Below are 17316 nucleotides of genomic sequence, written 5' to 3' on the forward strand. Positions count from 1 at the left end.
CGTCAGTCGGTGACGGGCGTCAGACGCAGATCCTGGAAGTCGAAGCTGAAGTCGGTCAGCGGCGACACCGGCTCCATGCGTACTTCCCGCACCTTGCCGTCCGGATTAAGCGAGAAGGTGACGAAGGCGTCGCCGTTGAGCGAGCGATCGTTCCAGTGGGCAATGAAGGTGTCGTGCTGCCAGGGCTCGAGGGTGCCCTTCAGCTGCGCCGTCTTCGCGAAGCTCATCACAAGCTTCCCGCCCTCCTTCGTCACCTTGACGTCGCCGTACCAGGGATCGCGATACGTACCGGCATAGCGATCGACCGGGAGCGAGGGCTTCGCGCCTTTCATGCGCTCCGCCTCGTGTTTCTTCATGCTCTCGTCGGCATTGGCCTCGGCCTTCTTCACGCTGGCCGCATAAGCCGCGTTCCAGTCGGTCTTCGGCGCATCCATGAAGGCGTCGAGCGCGCGATACGTCACTGCCTGGAAGGCGGCACCGGATTCCTGGTTGGTGAGCACCACGATGCCGAGCTTGAGGTCCGGTACCAGGGTCACGCGCGACACCATGCCCGGCCAGCCACCGGTGTGCCATACGAGCTTGTGGCCGCGGTAATCCGAAACGAACCAGCCTTCGCCGTAACCGTAGAAGTTGGGCTTGGTGGCCTTGAGCTCCGGCACGCTGGGTTCGCTGATGCGGATGGGCGTGAGCAGCGACCACATCTCCGCCTGCCGCTTCGCGCTGAAGAGCCGCTGTTCCTTGCCCGAAGCGTCGGTATAGGTGCCGCCCGCGAGCTGCATGTTCATCCACTTGGAGAGATCGTGCACGCTGGAGTAAATGCCCCCCGCGGCCTGGTTGTTGTTCCACGACATGGGCGCCACCGGCTTCAGGTCCTTGAAGTCGAACTTGGCATGCCCGGTGGCGATGTCGTCGTTCGGCCCGATGCTGTCGGGAGCATGGGTCTGCGATTCCGTCATGCCCAGCGGCGCGAAGATGCGCTCGCGCACGAAGTCGGCCCATGGCTTGCCGGAGACCTGCTCGATGACGAGGCCGGCCACGGCGAAGAGGATGTTGTCGTACGCGTATTCCGCGCGGAAGCTGTTGGTGAGCGGCACATGCCGTAGCCGCTGCACCACTTCCTGCGTGGTATAGGTGGTGGCCGGCCAGTACAACAGGTCGCCGGCGCCGAGACTGAGCCCGCTACGGTGCGCGAGCAGATCGCGGATACGCATCTCGCGCGTCACGTACGGGTCGGACATCTGGAACCACGGCAGCCGGTCGATCACGCGGTCGTTCATGTCCAGCTTCTTCTCGTCGGCCAGGATCGACAGCGACGCGGCGGTGAACGCCTTGGTGTTCGACGCGATCGCGAACTGCGTATGCGCATCGACCTTCGCCGGCTCGCCCAGCTTGCGAACACCGGAGCCCATCTCGAGAACGGTCTTGCCGTCCTTCACGATCGCCACGCCGATACCCGGCACATCGAACTGCTTGCGCGTCGCATCGACGTAGGTGTCGAAGTCGGCGAGAGCCGCCGGTCGAGCGGCGGGCGCGGCAGCCGCGGAAGCGGGGGCGCTGGTTTCCTGGGCTTGCGCGGCGAGCGCGAAAACGAAGCTTGCGACGCCGAAGGCGAGGCAGTGGCGAAGGCGCGACATGGACAGTCCCTGCATCTGGAGAGAGCCGAGACTAGTCCAACCGGCGCCCCCGGCGAAAGGGAGCTCTCAGGCCTTGCGCTTCTGGCTGAAGATGACGCTGCCCAGGATGATGGCGCCGGCGAGCGCCATGGTGGGGGTCAATGCTTCGCCCAGGAACATCCATGCCCAGCCCACGCCGAACAGCGGCACGAGATACGTGGCCGTGGCCGCGCGCGGGGCACCGATGCGCTGGATCAGGCGGAAATAGAACGCATAGGCAAGTCCCGTCGAGAGCACGCCAAGCGCCACCACGGCCACCCAGGACGTGGCGGGAATCGGCGCCTCTGGCCAGGTGAACACGGCCAGCGGCGCCATCAGCAGGGTGGCTCCGAGCAGGCATCCCGCCGCCACGGCGGTCGGCGCGATGTCCGACAGGTACCTCTTGATGAGATTGGCCGCCAGACCGTAGCAGAACGATGCAGCGGCGCCGGCAAGCGCGGCGGGGGCCACGTTCTCGCCCGCGGTACGGCCGCTGGCCAGGATCACCACGCCGACGAATCCCGCCACCAGCGCGATGGCCTTGCGGGTGCCGATCTTCTCGCCGAAGCCGATGAAGGCGACCAGCGCGGCGAAGAGCACGGTCATGCTGTTGGCAATGGCGCCGATGCCTGCGGGAGCGCGTTCCGCGCCCCATGCGAACAGGGTGAACGGAATGGCCGCGCTGAGCGCGCCCAGCGCGAGCATCTTCCAGAGGTGGGCGACGCGGATGACGGACCGTGCTCTCCACAGAAGGGGCAGCAAGATCGCGGACCCGAAGGCCAGGCGGGTCGCTACCATCGGAAACGGACCGAAGTCCTTCGCCGCAACGCGCATGAAGAGGAACGAACCGCCCCAGATCGCACCGAGGGCCACGAGTTCGGCCGGCGTGCGCCAGTCGCGCGCCCCCGTGGCGACAAGCGAATCGGCTGGGGTCTCTGCGACGGACGACATACGGAACCTCAAGGATGGTCGACGGGTATTTTCGCCGGAACGGAGCGCCCGACAAGCGCAACGTTTGCAAGGCAGCCTCTCATCCCATTCATCCCTGCGGGTGGGGCCTATTCGACCCCGACGAAGCCGCCGGTCTGGTGAGCCCACAACCGGGCGTACAGCCCGCCCCGGGCGATCAGCTCGGCATGCGTGCCCGTCTCCACGATGGCGCCCCGCTCCATCACCACCAGGCGGTCCATCTTCGCGATGGTGGACAAGCGGTGGGCGATCGCGATCACCGTCTTGCCGCGCATGAGAACCTCCAGGCTTTCCTGGATCGCGGCTTCGGCCTCGGAGTCGAGCGCCGACGTGGCTTCGTCGAGCACCAGGATGGGCGCGTCTTTCAACAGCACCCGCGCGATGGCGATGCGCTGGCGCTGGCCGCCGGAAAGCTTGACGCCGCGCTCGCCTGCGTGCGCCTCGAAGCCCGTGCGCCCGTCCCCGTCGGAAAGCCCGGGAATGAACTCGTCGGCGCGTGCCTGGCGCACGGCCGCGAGCAATTCGGCCTCAGTGGCGTCGGGGCGGCCATACAACAGGTTGTCGCGAATCGACCGGTGCAGCAGGGAGGTGTCCTGGGTCACCACGCCGATGTGCGAGCGCAGCGATTCCTGGGTCACCCTGGCGATGTCCTGGCCATCGATGGCGATGCGCCCTTCCTCAAGGTCGTAGAGGCGCAGCATCACATTGACGAGCGTGGTCTTGCCGGCCCCCGAGGGGCCGACGAGGCCGATCTTCTCGCCCGGCCGCACGATGAGGTCGAGCCCCGCGATGACGCCGCCCGCCTTGCCGTAATGGAAATGGATGTTGTCGAAACGCACCTCGCCGCGCGTGACCTGCAACGGCACGGCATCGTCGCGATCGAGCACGGTGCGTTCCTGCGCAATCGTGGTGATGCCGTCCTGCACGGTGCCCACGTCTTCGAAGATGCCGTTGACGACCCACATGATCCAACCGGACATGTTGTTGATGCGGATCACCAGGCCCACCGCAAGCGCTACCTGGCCGGTGGACACGTTGCCCTTGACCCACAGCCAGAGCGCCAGTGCGCTGGTTCCCGCGATCAACAGGCCGTTGAGCGAGGTGATGGACGTATCCATGCCGGTAACCATGCGGCTGGACGCCCGCACCTTGTCGGTCTGTTCGCGCATGGCCTCCTGTGCATAGGCTTCCTCGCGATGAGTGTGCGCGAAAAGCTTCAGCGTCATGATGTTGCTGTAGCCGTCGACGATGCGGCCCATCAGCTTCGAACGTGCCTCGGACGCGCGCCAGGAACGCTCCTTCACCCTCGGCACGAAGAACACCAGCATGCCGATATAGCAGGCGATCCACGCCACCAGCGGCAACGCCAGCCGGACGTCGGCCCTGGCGAACAGGTAGACCGAGGTGCCGGCGTATACGGTGACGTACCACAGGGCGTCCACCACCTGCACCGCGGATTGCCGCAGCGACGGCGCGGTCTGCATGATGCGGTTGGCGATGCGCCCGGCGAAGTCGTTCTGGAAGAACGACAGGCTCTGCTTCAGCACATAACGATGATGCTGCCAGCGCATCATGGTGGTCATGCCCGGGCTCAGAGCCTGGTTCACCAGCAGATCGTGCAGCCCCATGGCCAGGGGGCGCAGCAGCACCACCACGAAGCCCATCCAGGCGAGCGTGCGCCAATGCGTCTGGAAGAACACCGCCGCGGGCGTCTTCTGCGCCATGTCCACGACGCGGCCCAGGAAGTCGAACAAGGCCACTTCGATCAGCGCCACCGCGAGGCCCACCACCAGGGTGGCCGCGAAAATTTTCCACACCTGACGCAGGTAATAGGCGTAGAAGCGGACGACGCCCTTCGGCGGTGCCCGATCGGGCGCCTCGCGGAAGATGTCGATAAGGGATTCGAACCAGCGGAAGATCATCCGCCCATTCTAGTCCTTCCCCGCCACTGTGGCGGACAGAACCGGTGGTCCGGGCGTCGTCAGGGGGCCGCGTGCCTGGGCGCGAGCGCCTTGTCGGCAGCCACCAGGCCCAGCCCGAGCACGACAAACAGCACCGCCACCACCACGGCGTTGAGCAGAACCGCGGGGTACCCAAGCCGGCCGACGTCAAGAAACGGATACGGGTACTCGTCGACGACGGCTCCGCGAGCGAAGGTCCACAGGACAAACACCAGGGGAAACCAGAGCCAGCGCGCCGCGTCGCGCCAGACCAGGGTGCCGTGCGGCAACAGGGCGAACCACCACACCAGATAGAGCACCGGCACCACGTAATGCAGGGAGCGGTCGGCGATGAGTTGCGGGCCCAGCGGATGCCACAGGGAACGCAACACCGTGACGTACACCAGGGCCGTCACCGCGATGCACAACGCCGCCAGGCCGCGCACGCGTGGCGTGCGCAGGATGCGCAGCGGCGTCCAGCTGCCGCCCGTCGCCGCCGATGCGGCGACCAGCGCCACCAGGAGGTTGGAGAGGATGGTGAAGAAGCTGAAGTAACGCACCGTCACCGCGCCCGGCGAACCGGACCATACGATCAGCCAGTACTGCAATACGAGCGCGGGCCAGGCCACCGCCGCCACGATGATGGCGAAGAGGTCGGAGACGGCGGCGGTTCGGGGCGACATGGAGCGGTCCGTCAGCGGGGCCACTTATTATTGCCGCGATCGCGGTCCGGAATCTTGTGGTCCGGATCGATTTCGGCACGAACGACCTTCCGCCCGCCGGGTACCTCGATGTCGAAGCGCTTGTGCTGCTGCCAGGTCTCCACCGGTACGCGGATGTCGCGTGTGGACTTGTCGTCCAGCGTCACACGCAGCGTGGCCGGCATCACCAGCTGGTCCAGGTTCGCTACGGTGACCACGGATCCGTCGACCTTCTCCACGGCCATGTCCAGCTGCCAGTTCTTCTCGAACCATCCGCGCCAGAACCAGGAAAGATCCTCGCCCGCCTCGCTTTCCATCAGACGGAAGAAGTCCGACGGCGAGGGGTGCCTGTAGGCCCAGGTGGCGATGTATTTGCGGAACGCGGGATCGAAGCGCTCCGGCCCGATGATCTCCTCGCGCAACAACACGAGCCCCAGCGCCGCCTTGAAGTAGGTGGCGGGGTGGCGGTATTTCTCCTTGACCATGTCGGCGCCGATCATCAGCGAGGGCGCGTCCCGGTCGGCCAGCAGGGGCAGGATCTCGTCCACGGGATTGCCGCCCTTCGGCGCATATTCGCCGTCGCGCTTCGGCGCGAACTCGCCATGGTTGAAGGCATCGGCCTCGTATACGTCGATGAAGGTATTGAAGCCTTCGTCCATCCACGCATTACGGCGCTCGTCGCTGCCGACGATCATCGGGAACCACGTGTGACCGATCTCGTGGGCGGTGACCATGTGCAGGGGCTTGGCCGGCGCCTCCATGGGATCGAAGACGATGCCCGGGTATTCCATGCCGCTCGCCGCGGTGCCCGCCTCGTTGATCGCCACCGGATACGGGTAGGGGTACCACTTGCTGGAGAAGTGCTCCACCGCGGCCTTCAGGTATTCGGTCGAGCGGCCCCAGCGGTCCTGGCCCACACTTTCCACCGGATAGACCGACATCGCCAGCGCCGTCTTGCCCTCCGGCAGGTTGATGCGCGCCGCATCCCACACATACGCGGTGGACGCACCGAAGGCGACGTCGCGCGTGTTCTTCATCCGGAATTTCCAGGTAAGCGTGCCGCCCTGCTTGGGACGACTGGCCGGGTCCGCAACCTCGGCCGGCGTCCGGATCATCACCGTGCTGTCGCTCTGTCGTGCCTTGGCCAGGCGCTCGCGCTGCGTGGCCGTCAGCACGTCGTCGGGATTCACCAGTTCGCCTGAGCCGGCGACGATCATGTTGGAAGGCACGGTGATCGCATAATCGAAATCGCCGTACTCGAGATAGAACTCGCTGTTGAGATAAGGCGCCGTGTCCCATCCGCGCAGGTCGTCGTACACGCACATGCGCGGATACCACTGCGCCATCTCGTAGATGTTGCCGTTCTTCGAGGGGGCGAACCCCGTGCGTCCGCCGAAGTCGCCGGGAAGATCGTAGGAATACACGATCGTCAGCGAAATCTTGCCACCCTTCCCCGCCAGCGGCGCGGGCAGCCGCACCTGCATCCGCGTGTCGCTGATCACGTATTCGGCCTTGCGACCGTCGACGGTCACCGAAGCGATACGATAGCCGTCGGTATGCCTCTTTGCGGTCTTGTCCGAGGTGAAATTGCCGCGGGCGTCGGCGGTGAAACGGTTCTCGTCCAACTGCAGCCAGAGCACATCCAGCGCATCGGGGCTGTTGTTCGTATAGCGGATGGTCGCCTTGCCGCTCAGGGTGTTCCTGACCGGATCCAGCGTAGCCGCCAACTCGTAGTCGGCGCGGTTCTGCCAGAACATTGGCCCCGGCATTCCGCTGCCCGAACGATAGGCGTTCACCGGCTGGGGATACGAGAACGGCGCGAACGTCTCGCGCGGGTCGAAGTCGGCAGCCATCGCGCCGCAGGCGCCGGCAAGGGCGGCCGCGGCGAGACAGGCACGGGCGAGGAATTTCATCGGCTACTCTCGGGTGGGACGACCCTTGAGCGTAACCGGCAATCGATTTCCGACTCCACCGTGCCGGAAGTCAGGTCAACGAAGGTCGACCTTGCGGTTCTCCCCCGCCTCTGGCTTCCCACCGGTGACTCGGGCCTTCAGATAGTCGAAGGCAAGCACCATCTTCGACGAGGGCGCATCCCAATATTCCGCGGTGTCCACATCCACACGAAGCAACGCGAGATCCGGATCGTCCTTGCCATCGGGAAACCAGGCTTTTACCCAGACATTCCAGTGAGCCTCGATGGCCGCGCGGTCTTCCACGAGCACGGCCCTCCCGGAGAGCGACACGAAGCTGTTGTCGGCGGCGCTGGCATAAGCGACGTTAACCTCGCGGTGGCCTTCCACTTCCGCAACCTTGGGCGAGCTCTTCCGCGTGAAGAACCACAGGCTTCCGTCAAAGCCCTTTTGCGAAGCGACCATGGGGCGGCTGTAGAGCCTGCCGTCGCGTTCGCTGGTCAACATCGCGACCCGGGCATCCTTGATGAGGGCCCAGATGCGATCCAGTTCGTCCTGGCGGGTATCGGCCATGGCAATGCTCCTTTGAGAGAGGAGCCACACCGTCCCACTCCGCCGCTCAAGGGCTCGTCAAGCGCGGGATGCCACGGAACGACGCCGCCCTCACATCCCTTCGAGGAGGTCGACTTCGCGTGCGACAGAACGCACTATTAGGCAAGTGCATCCCAACGTATACCTTGCATATGGCCGGGGTATCCGCATATTCCCCACGTTCATACATCGAGGACCCCACGCATGAAAATCGGTTTGATCGGACTCGGCCGCATGGGCGGCAACATCGCTCGCCGCCTGATGAGGGACGGTCATCAGACCGTGGTCTACGACAACAACCCCGCCGCGCGCGACGCGCTGGCGAAGGATGGCGGAGAGGCCGTGGACTCGCTCGAGGCCCTGGTACAGGCGCTCCCGTCGCCGCGCGTGGTCTGGGTCATGCTTCCCGCAGGCGATATCACCGAAACCACGATCGCGAAGCTCAGCGACCTGATGGGCAAGGACGATATCGTCATCGACGGTGGCAACACCTTCTACAAGGATGATGCGCGCCGTGCCGAAACCCTTGCGGCCAAGGGCCAGCACTATGTTGACGTGGGCACTTCCGGCGGCGTGTGGGGCCTGGAGCGCGGCTACTGCATGATGATCGGCGGGGACAAGCCCACGGTCGATTATCTCGACCCGATCTTCAAGACCCTGGCCCCCGGTGCCGGCGACATCCCGCGCACGGAAGGCCGCGAGGGCCGCGATCCGCGCGTCGAGAACGGCTACATGCACGCCGGTCCGGCCGGCGCGGGTCACTTCGTGAAGATGATTCACAACGGCATCGAGTACGGCATGATGCAGTCGTTCGCGGAAGGCTTCGACATCCTGAAGAACCGCAACGCCGCGCATCTTCCGGAGCGCGAGCGCTACGAACTGGACATGGCCGACATCGCCGAGGTCTGGCGCCGCGGCAGCGTGGTGTCCTCGTGGTTGCTCGACCTCACCGCCAGCGCCCTGGCGAAGGGCCCGGAACTCGACAACTACTCCGGCTACGTCGACGATTCCGGCGAAGGCCGCTGGACGGTCAACGCCGCCATCGAGCAGGCGGTGCCGGCCGAGGTGCTCACTTCCGCCCTCTTCGCCCGCTTCCGCTCGCGCCAGGACCACACGTACGCCGAGCGCCTGCTCTCCGCGATGCGCATGGGCTTCGGCGGGCATATCGAAGGCCGCGGCAAGCCGCCGAAGGAAGGCGAGCACTCCTGAGGGCATATCGGGCAGCCGGGCCCACACAGAACCGGTTCAACACAGAACCGGTTCCCGTGACGTAGTCAGTTACCGTCCAGCTCGCGCAGACGCTCGCGCCATCGCTCGGGCGTCTGCGGCTTGATGAACAGCGCCACGATGGGCAGCCCGGCTTCCTTGGTGCGCGCCTCGATGGTGCGCACCACGTCCTCGATCTCCACCGTGGTCAGGCGATCATCGAAGGCTGCCGACACGGCCACCAGCACGTGGTCGGGTCCCATCTGAAGCGTGAGCATGCCGTTCACTGCTTCCACGCCCTTCACCTTCCCGGCGATGCCGCACACCCTCGCAAGCAGGTTCGGATGCGCGGGTTCGCCGATGAGCAAGGCCTTGCTCTCCCGCGCCAGCAGAGCCGACGCCAGCGCGAGCACCACCGCGATGCCGATCGATGCCCAGCCGTCGATGCGTGGGTCGCCCAGAGCGTGCGACAGGTAGACGCCCCCGGCGGCGATGGCCAGTCCAAGCAGCGCCGCGCTGTCCTCGAACAGCACGGAAAAGGTCGTCGGGTCCTTGGTGGTACGGAAGGCTTCGAAGTAGCCGAGCCGTCCCTTCCTGCGCTGCACGCTCTTCAGCGACATCCACCAGGATACGCCCTCGAACAGCACGCCTATGCCGAGCACCACATAGTTCACCGTCGGATCGCGTAGCGGCTCCGGCGAAAGGATGTGGTTCACGCCTTCGTAGAGGGAGAAGCCCGCACCGAGCGCCAGCACCAGCAAGGCCACGATGAAGCTCCAGAAGTAGAGTTCGCGCCCGTAACCCAGGGGGTTCTCCCGATCCGGCGGCAGCTGCGAGCGCCGCAGGCCGTAGAGCAGCAGCACCTCGTTGACGCTGTCCACCAGCGAATGCACGCCCTCGGAAAGCATGGCCGAGCTGCCGCTGATGGCCGCGGCCACGAATTTGGCGATGGCAATGCCGATATTCGCGGCGAGCGCGGCGTAAACGACAAGCTTGGGACTATGGGCCATGGGCCGCATCCTCTCCGGGACCACGTAATGGCCAGGTCAATCCCTCAACATGCACGACAAAAAAGGCCGCGCCTTGCAGCGCGGCCTTTTCATTTGCAGGATCCCGCCGCGATTACTTCGCGAACAGGTGCTCCACGCCAGCGCGTTCCTCGCGCAGTTCCTTGTTGGTCGCGTCGATGCGCGCCTGCGAGAACTCGTTGATCTTCAGGCCCTGCACGATGGCGTACTTGCCGTCCTTCACCGTCACCGGGTAACCGAAGATCACGCCCGGCTCGATGCCGTAGGAGCCGTCGGACGGAATGCCCATGGAGGTCCAGTCGCCTTCGGCGGTGCCGAGCGCCCAGTCGCGCATGTGGTCGATGGCGGCCGAAGCGGCGGAGGCCGCCGAGGAGGCGCCGCGCGCCTTGATGATGGCCGCGCCGCGCTGCTGCACCGTGGGAATGAAGGTGTCCGCGTACCAGGCCTGGTCGACCTGCTCCAGCGCCGCCTTGCCCTTCACCGTGGCCTCGTGGAGGTCTGGGTACTGGGTGGAGCTGTGGTTGCCCCAGATGGTGACCTTCTTGATCTCGGTGGTGTGCGCGCCCGTCTTCTCGGCAAGCTGCGACAGCGCGCGGTTATGGTCGAGGCGGACCATGGCGGTGAAGCACTTCGGATCGAGGTCCGGCGCGTTCTGCTGCGCGATCAGGGCGTTGGTGTTCGCCGGGTTGCCCACCACGAGCACGCGCACGTCGCGCTTGGCGTGATCGTTCAGCGCCTTGCCCTGGGGTCCGAAGATGGCACCGTTGGCCTCGAGCAGGTCCTTGCGCTCCATGCCCGGGCCGCGCGGACGCGCGCCGACGAGCAGCGCGTAATCGACGTCCTTGAAGGCGACGTTCACGTCGTCGGTAGCCACCACGCCGGCAAGGGTCGGGAAGGCGCAGTCGTTGAGTTCCATCACCACGCCCTGGAGGGCGGGAAGCGCCGGGGTGATCTCGAGCAGGTGCAGGATCACCGGCTGGTCGGGACCGAGCATGTCGCCGGCGGCGATACGGAACAGGAGGGCATAACCGATCTGGCCGGCTGCGCCGGTGACGGCAACGCGAACGGGTGCTTTCATCTTTCGACTCCTAGGAATACCGCGGGGAACTGATCAGGTGAGCTCGGCGAAGAACTCGACGATGCGGGCCATGCCCTTGTCGAGCGCCTCGTCGGAGCAGGAATAGGAAATGCGCAGCGCGCGCGGTTCACCGAACGCGGAACCGGGCACGCAGGCCACACCCTTGGCTTCGAGCAACACCGCGCAGAAGTCGACGTCGGAGTCGATCGCCACGCCGTTGTGCTTCTTGCCGAAGGCCACGGAAATATCGGGGAACGCGTAGAAGGCGCCCTGCGGGCGCGGGCAGACCACGCCGGGAATGGAAACCAGGGCGTTGTACACGCGGTCGCGTTTCAGCGCGAACTCGTCGCGCTTCGCCGCCGGGATGTCCTGCGGGCCCGAAAGCGCGGCCACGGCGGCGGCGGTCACGACCTCGGGCAGGCTGGTGATGTGGTTGGAATTGAGCGTGGTGACGGCGAGCGCCACCGCTTCCGGCGCGGCGATGAAGCCCACGCGCCAACCCGGCATGCCGTAGGTCTTCGAAAGCGAATCGACGAAGATCACCCGGTCCTTCAGCTCCGGGCGCACGTGCACGAAGTTGTGATAGCCCACGCCGTCGAACACCATCGTGTTGTAGATGTCGTCGGTGATGACCCAGGTGTCCGGGTACTTCGCGATCACGTCGGCCAGCGCGGCAATTTCCTCGCGCGTGTAGACCATGCCGGTGGGATTGGACGGATTGTTGAACAGGAACACGCGCGGCTTGCGGGCCAGCGCGGCATCGAGCTGCGCCGGCGTGAGCTTGTAGTGCTGCTCCGGCGGGCACGGCAGGATGTTGATCTTCGCGCCGACGATTTCGGCGATGTCGAGGTAGCTGGTCCAGTACGGCGCGGGGAATGCGATTTCGTCGCCTTCGTCGAGCAGCGCCTCGGCCAGGTTGTACAGCACCTGCTTGGCGCCCACGCCCGTGGAAACGTTCTTGCGGGTGTAGCCGGTGAGCCCCAGGGCTTCGATATGCGCCAGGAAGGCGTCGACGAGGGCATCGGGGCCACGATTGCTGCCGTACTGCCCGGAATCCTTCGCCAGGGCCTCGCGCGCCGCGGCGTACACGTGGTCGCCGGGGAGGAAGTTCGGCACGCCGATCGAGAAGCTGACGATGTCGCGACCCTCGGCCTTCAGGCGCTTGGCCTTCTCGGCGATGACCATGATCGCGCTGGGCTTGGCACGACCGATACGCTTGGCGAGCTGCGGCATCGTTTCCTCGACTTCGGAAGGGGCAAAGGCCGCCATTTTAACACGGCCCCGCCGGCGCAGGCTGCGAACTCATGTGACTTGTGGGAGCCGGCTACGCCGGCGATCCCGCGGCAGCGGGCAAGCCTGCCGCATGCACCATCGCCGCTGAAGCGGCTCCCACAAAAAGCACCCATTGCCTTGCGGAAGCCGAATATCGGCCCCCGCAGCGAGGCGATCAGCGTGCGTCGAGCACCGCGTTCCACTTGGCCACGTTGTCGGCCTGCGCCGCCAGCAGCGCGTCCACGTCGCCAGAGACTTCCACCTTCTCGATGGTGTCGTCCTGGCGGATCGCATCGACCACCTTCTGGTCTTCCGGACCGACCACTTCGCCGAACACGCTGTGCTTGCCGTCCAGCCACGGCGTCGCGCCGTGCGTGATGAAGAACTGCGAACCGTTCGTGCCCGGCCCGGCGTTGGCCATGGACAGAACGCCCGGCTTGTCGTGCTTCAGGCTGCTGTTGAACTCGTCGCCGAACTTGTAGCCCGGGCCGCCGCGGCCCGAACCTTCGGGGCAACCGCCTTGGATCATGAAGTCGGCGATCACGCGATGGAACGACAGGCCGTCGTAGTAGCCACGCTTGGCCAGGTTCACGAAGCTGGCCACCGTCATCGGGGTCTTGTCGTCGTGCAGGCGCAGGTGGATATCGCCCTTGTTCGTCTTCATGGTGACGTTGATGGTCATCGCGGTTCCTGTAACTCGTTGAAATGCGGACGGACACGTCGTCGTGCCCCGCCCGGGGGGATGCAAGGCTACCGAAGATGGCGCCCTCGTCACAGGACTTCAAGCGAGAAAGCGTGACGACCGTTCAGGCGCCGGGCAAGGCCAGCGCGGCGGCAGTCAGGGCGCCCGGGCCGCGCGGCCGCGTGTCGCGCACCGCCGCGTCCTCCGGCAGGGCCCTGCCCTCCGCCACATGCGCCCAGGCCCGGTCGAGGGCGGCGTGGCCGAACGGAAGAAGGGGCACGTGGCGATCGCCGAAATCGGGAAACGCCAGGAAAGCGTCGAAGTGCTGGGCGTGAGGCACTTTCCAGTAGACCGGGGAACGCCCGGCGGCGCGCAGCCACTTCACATAGGGGTCGGACGAGAACCCGACAGGGATCAGGCCATCCTGCGCACCATGCACGACGAAAACCGGCAGATCCTCGCGCGGCAACGAGGCGGCCGTGACCTGGACCGCCTCGCGCAGGCGTTGCGCATCGGTGTCCTGCCCTGTCCACAGATCGCGCAGGCAGAGGTTGCCCGGCAGGGTGGGATCCATGGAGACATCGCTGCCCCCGGCGAGCGCGATGCCCGCCCCGGGCGGGGTTCCGGAGCCGTCGGCCCACCATGCCGCGCGGATCATCGCGTCCACAGGCCCCGCCATGCCGCCCGTGTGCTGTGGCCGATACGAGTAACCGCAGGGCATGTCGCCGCATGGCCGCCGCAGGTACGCGGAGGCATACGCCACGGTGACCGCGCGCCACAGATCCAGCGAAGCCGACGAGGCTCCCACGGCCAGGGCTTCGTCATGCCAGCCCGATGCCCGCAGCAGGGCAAGCGCTTCCTCGCCCTGGGCGGCCGGTAGCATCGCGGAGAGCCGCCCGTGGGCGCGCAGCGCGGCACACCGCAACGCCCATGCCGGAGGTTGCGCGCCGCCCACGCGGGCGAACGGCAGCCCATCGAACGGCGGCGCGGCCAGCGCGGCCGGCAGGAAGATCGCGGCTTCGGTCGCGTAGTCGTAAAACGGCCGGCCATGACCTTCCACGTAGATATTCGGTGCCAGGGCCACCACGGCCGTGAGCAGGCCTTCCGTATCCTCGCCTGCCGCCCGCAGCACGGCGCCGCCACCGTTCGACAGACCGGTAGCGATGATCCGCGTGTTCGCGGGCGTGAACGGCGCATCGTCGGGAAACGCCTCGTCGAGCATGGCGAGGCCAAAACGTGCCGCCTGCAGGACATGCCGGCCCCAGTCGGCTTCCGGGTTGTCTCCGGAATGGGCATGTTTCACGGCGATGCCGGCCCGGGCCGCGACACCGGTCGGCTCGAACTCCAGGGGCACTTCCCCCGCCTTCGCCCGGGTGCCGTCGAGCGCCACACCGCTGCCGTCCGCGCTGTCGAAATAGCCGCTTCCCGCGCCCTTGTCGGTATACGCCACGGCGCAGCCGCGTGGCAGCCCCCATGCCCCGGCGACGGCGATGGAGCCGTAAACGCCGCGCGTGCCCGGCGAGGCGCTGACGACGAGGCAGCGCTTCGCGCGATCGAAAGCATCGGGCACCTGCACGAGAATGCGATGCGATGCCTTCGCGCCGGCAAGCCTCGCGAACGCCATGAATTCGCGCCCCGGCACATCCGGCACGCTTCCATACACGGTGCCGAAGCCACCGAGCGGACCGAGATCGGCGATGCCCTTCCAATTGCTCTGGATCGCGCGGCGGCGCAGTTCGGCGGGCGTCGGCGCTGCCGGATGTGCGAACGGCGCCGGCGCACCCGACAATCCACGCAAGCCGAGGCCGGCGCTGAGCAGGTCGTCGCCGCCGCGGTGCGTGGTGACGCGCAGCGTGCCGAAGTTGTCGGATGCCGACATGCGGACTCCCTCGATCGAGAAGGCTTGGTATCACATCCGGCCTGCGCCGTCTCGAACACGTGCAACCGGATGCTGTGCCACTGCTATCCTCCCGCGACCCGGCAGGAGCCGGATGAATCCACAGGGGAGAGCAATGATTGCCCGTCGCACCGTCGTGATGTCCGCCGCCCTCGTCGCGGCGCTTGGCCTTGTCGCCTGCCACAAGAAAGACGAGGCCGCCGCGGCCGATCCAAAGGCTGTCGCAGCCGCGCAGACCGCCATCTCGGCCCCCGCGTGGATGCGCCAGCACCTCCCGGCCCAGACCGTCGGCTACATGCGCATTCCATCGCCATGGGCGATGCTCGGTGGCGTGCCGAACGGACGCCCGCTGGATGCGGCGTTGTCCTCGAAGGCCCATCTGGATGCCATCGCGCGCATCCGCAACAGCATGGCCAGCGACAAGGCGCTCGCGGACCTGAAAATCGCGGGCCTGGTCAATCTGCTGCTGAACGATCTGCGCTCGCCATTGGAAATCGCACTGGTCGACCCGCTCGGCATCCCGGCGCCCACGTCGCGCCTGGTGCTCACGGCGCTGCTCGACTACCCGTCCGTCGATGCCTTCAATGCCCGTATCGCGAGTCTCGATGCCTCGACGCCGCTGCTAGCCGCCCCGCTCGACGCACAGGGGAACGGCCAGCTCGCCAGCGGCGGGGCCATTCGCTACGTCGCCGCGGAACACCGGCTGTGGATCACGCAGTCGGCCCAGGCGCCAAGTGACAAGGCCACGCTGGACGAGGTGCTCGCTTCGTTCGGCAAGACCGCGCCCGGCGCGGCGCCCGCGACGCTGGCGGCCCTGGAGCCGCGCATCGACACCTCCGGCGAAGGCCTGTTCGGCTGGATCAGCGTACGCGGCATGGGCGGCGTAGCTGCCGCGCAGGCGGGCGATAACCCGTTCGGCCGCCTCCCGTCCGATTTCGCCTCCAAGGCCGACGCCATCGCTTTCGGCGGCGGCACGGTCGATGGGCGTGCCCAGTTCCGCATCATCGCCCACGCTCCCGGCGCACGCGCACTGCAGTATCTCGCCCCGTCGGCGTTCTCCCCGACCTTGAAAACGGTGGGCGACCCGCGCTGGGCGCTGACCTTGTCGCTTCCGGACGCGAAAAACTACCAGACCTTCGAAAGCAACCTGAATCTCGATTTCGGGACCGAGGCGGCGCAGCGCTACCGCGCGGCGGTGGAGAAGATGCGGGCCCGCTACGGCGCCGGCCCGTCCGACTGGTTCCGCTGGTTCGGCCCCGAGATGGTGGTGTTCTCCGACGACACCGGCCTGTTCTATGCGCTGCACACGCCCGATCGCAAGGACTGGTACGCACGCATCGAAAGCATGGCGGCGAAAGGCTGGAAAACCGGGGTGAGCAAAGTCGACGGCACGTCGGTCCACTGGCTGTCGATGCCGGGACCGGGGGAGGCCGATCTTCCGCCCAATGCGCCGGAATCGCTCAAGCCGTTTGCGTCCTTCCTCTCCCGCCTCGGCGGCCGCTCGTACTGGGTCGAGGACGGCGACTGGGTCGTGATGGCGAAAGTGCCGCAGGCCCTGGCCGACCGAGCGGCCGGGAACCCAGGCACGTCGCTGGTCGACTGGTTCAAGGCCCGCGCCTACCCGGGCACCAGGACGCTTGTCGGCTTCACCGCCTCCACGCGCGACGCGCAGCGCGAGGCCTATTACTCGTACATCCAGATCCTCCAGATCCTCGGCAGCGCCGTCGGTGCGGACATCGACATCAGCGCCCTGCCCTCCGCGCACACGTTGAATCTTCCGGAAGACGGCGTGATCGGCGCCGCGCTCGAGGTGGACCCGGATACGCTCGCGGTGTCCTTCACCTACGAGCAGAGCCCGGTGGAACTCGTCGGCGAGGTGGGCGGCATGGGTCTGGTCGCCGGGACCGCCATCGTGGCGGCGATCGCCGTGCCGCAGTACCAGGAGTACATGCTGCGCAGCCAGGTGGCCTCCGCGCTCGACGCCGCCTCCGCGGCCAAGGCGGCGGTGACGGAGGCGCGTCAGCGCACTGGCAAGTTTCCGGCCAGCAATAAGGCCGCCGGCCTCGGCGAGCCGACGAGCCTGGGCAACGACGTCGCCGGGTCGGTCGAGGTGGGCGCGGGCGGCGAGATCGTGGTCACCATCGACGCCAGACCGCCGCGCAAGGCCGATGCCCGGCTCGACGGCGGCACCCTCGTGCTGACCCCGCGCGTGCAGGGCCATTCGGTCGCCTGGGGCTGCTCCGGCGAGGGTATCGACGAGAAATACCTTCCGCTGACCTGCCGGGACGAGCCCCTGGAACCGTAGGCCGGACCGGGCGGGGCTTCGATTGCCCCGCCCGGTCATGCGAACGTCGCCAATTTCCTTTATAATCGGCGGCTTCCCATACCAA

13 protein-coding genes are annotated in these 17316 nt (G+C 66.7%); 2 read left to right on the forward strand and 11 right to left on the reverse strand.

Features of this window, described 5'->3' with window-relative positions; all coding sequences use genetic code 11:
- Positions 1-2: 2 nt before the first annotated feature.
- The 6 genes from HBF26_RS01975 to HBF26_RS02000 form a co-directional block, all read right to left on the reverse strand.
- On the reverse strand, positions 3-1634 hold the full coding sequence (locus HBF26_RS01975) for a serine hydrolase (protein ID WP_167122529.1): 1632 nt from the start codon (positions 1632-1634) through the stop codon (positions 3-5).
- 66 nt (positions 1635-1700) lie between these two features.
- The gene (locus tag HBF26_RS01980) at positions 1701-2603 is read right to left on the reverse strand and encodes a DMT family transporter (RefSeq protein WP_167122531.1); all 903 of its coding nucleotides are present in this window, start codon (positions 2601-2603) and stop codon (positions 1701-1703) included.
- Positions 2604-2710: 107 nt separating this feature from the next.
- The gene (locus tag HBF26_RS01985) at positions 2711-4543 is read right to left on the reverse strand and encodes an ABC transporter ATP-binding protein (RefSeq protein ID WP_167122533.1); all 1833 of its coding nucleotides are present in this window, start codon (positions 4541-4543) and stop codon (positions 2711-2713) included.
- 59 nt (positions 4544-4602) lie between these two features.
- Positions 4603-5244, reverse strand: a complete 642-nt coding sequence (locus HBF26_RS01990) for a Pr6Pr family membrane protein (RefSeq protein ID WP_167122535.1) — start codon at positions 5242-5244, stop codon at positions 4603-4605.
- A gap of 11 nt (positions 5245-5255) precedes the next feature.
- Entirely contained in the window at positions 5256-7175 is a 1920-nt protein-coding gene (locus HBF26_RS01995) for a M1 family metallopeptidase (RefSeq protein ID WP_167122537.1), read from the reverse strand.
- Between the two features lie 75 nt (positions 7176-7250).
- On the reverse strand, positions 7251-7745 hold the full coding sequence (locus HBF26_RS02000) for a pyridoxamine 5'-phosphate oxidase family protein (protein WP_167122539.1): 495 nt from the start codon (positions 7743-7745) through the stop codon (positions 7251-7253).
- A 189-nt stretch (positions 7746-7934) separates the two neighbouring features.
- Between HBF26_RS02000 and gnd the strand changes: the two genes are divergently transcribed.
- On the forward strand, positions 7935-8972 hold the full coding sequence (gnd, locus tag HBF26_RS02005) for a phosphogluconate dehydrogenase (NAD(+)-dependent, decarboxylating) (RefSeq protein ID WP_338039622.1): 1038 nt from the start codon (positions 7935-7937) through the stop codon (positions 8970-8972).
- A 65-nt stretch (positions 8973-9037) separates the two neighbouring features.
- On the opposite strand, the gene HBF26_RS02010 is transcribed toward gnd, so the two are convergent.
- From HBF26_RS02010 to HBF26_RS02030, 5 genes are all read right to left on the reverse strand, one after another.
- Positions 9038-9979 (reverse strand): cation diffusion facilitator family transporter, encoded by a 942-nt coding sequence (locus tag HBF26_RS02010; protein ID WP_167122543.1) that lies wholly within the window; start codon positions 9977-9979, stop codon positions 9038-9040.
- Between the two features lie 112 nt (positions 9980-10091).
- Positions 10092-11075, reverse strand: a complete 984-nt coding sequence (locus HBF26_RS02015) for a malate dehydrogenase (protein WP_167122545.1) — start codon at positions 11073-11075, stop codon at positions 10092-10094.
- Positions 11076-11108: 33 nt separating this feature from the next.
- The gene (locus tag HBF26_RS02020; protein ID WP_167122547.1) at positions 11109-12308 is read right to left on the reverse strand and encodes an aminotransferase class I/II-fold pyridoxal phosphate-dependent enzyme; all 1200 of its coding nucleotides are present in this window, start codon (positions 12306-12308) and stop codon (positions 11109-11111) included.
- Between the two features lie 214 nt (positions 12309-12522).
- Positions 12523-13029 carry a peptidylprolyl isomerase gene (locus HBF26_RS02025; RefSeq protein ID WP_167026561.1) on the reverse strand — a complete coding sequence of 169 codons (507 nt, stop codon included), beginning with the start codon at positions 13027-13029 and terminating at the stop codon, positions 12523-12525.
- A 124-nt stretch (positions 13030-13153) separates the two neighbouring features.
- Positions 13154-14908, reverse strand: a complete 1755-nt coding sequence (locus tag HBF26_RS02030; RefSeq protein WP_167122549.1) for a 3-hydroxybutyrate oligomer hydrolase family protein — start codon at positions 14906-14908, stop codon at positions 13154-13156.
- A gap of 133 nt (positions 14909-15041) precedes the next feature.
- Between HBF26_RS02030 and HBF26_RS02035 the strand changes: the two genes are divergently transcribed.
- On the forward strand, positions 15042-17231 hold the full coding sequence (locus tag HBF26_RS02035) for a pilin (RefSeq protein WP_167122551.1): 2190 nt from the start codon (positions 15042-15044) through the stop codon (positions 17229-17231).
- Positions 17232-17316: the final 85 nt, after the last annotated feature.

The sequence above is a fragment of the Luteibacter jiangsuensis genome (assembly GCF_011742555.1).
GTDB classification, from domain to species: domain Bacteria; phylum Pseudomonadota; class Gammaproteobacteria; order Xanthomonadales; family Rhodanobacteraceae; genus Luteibacter; species Luteibacter jiangsuensis.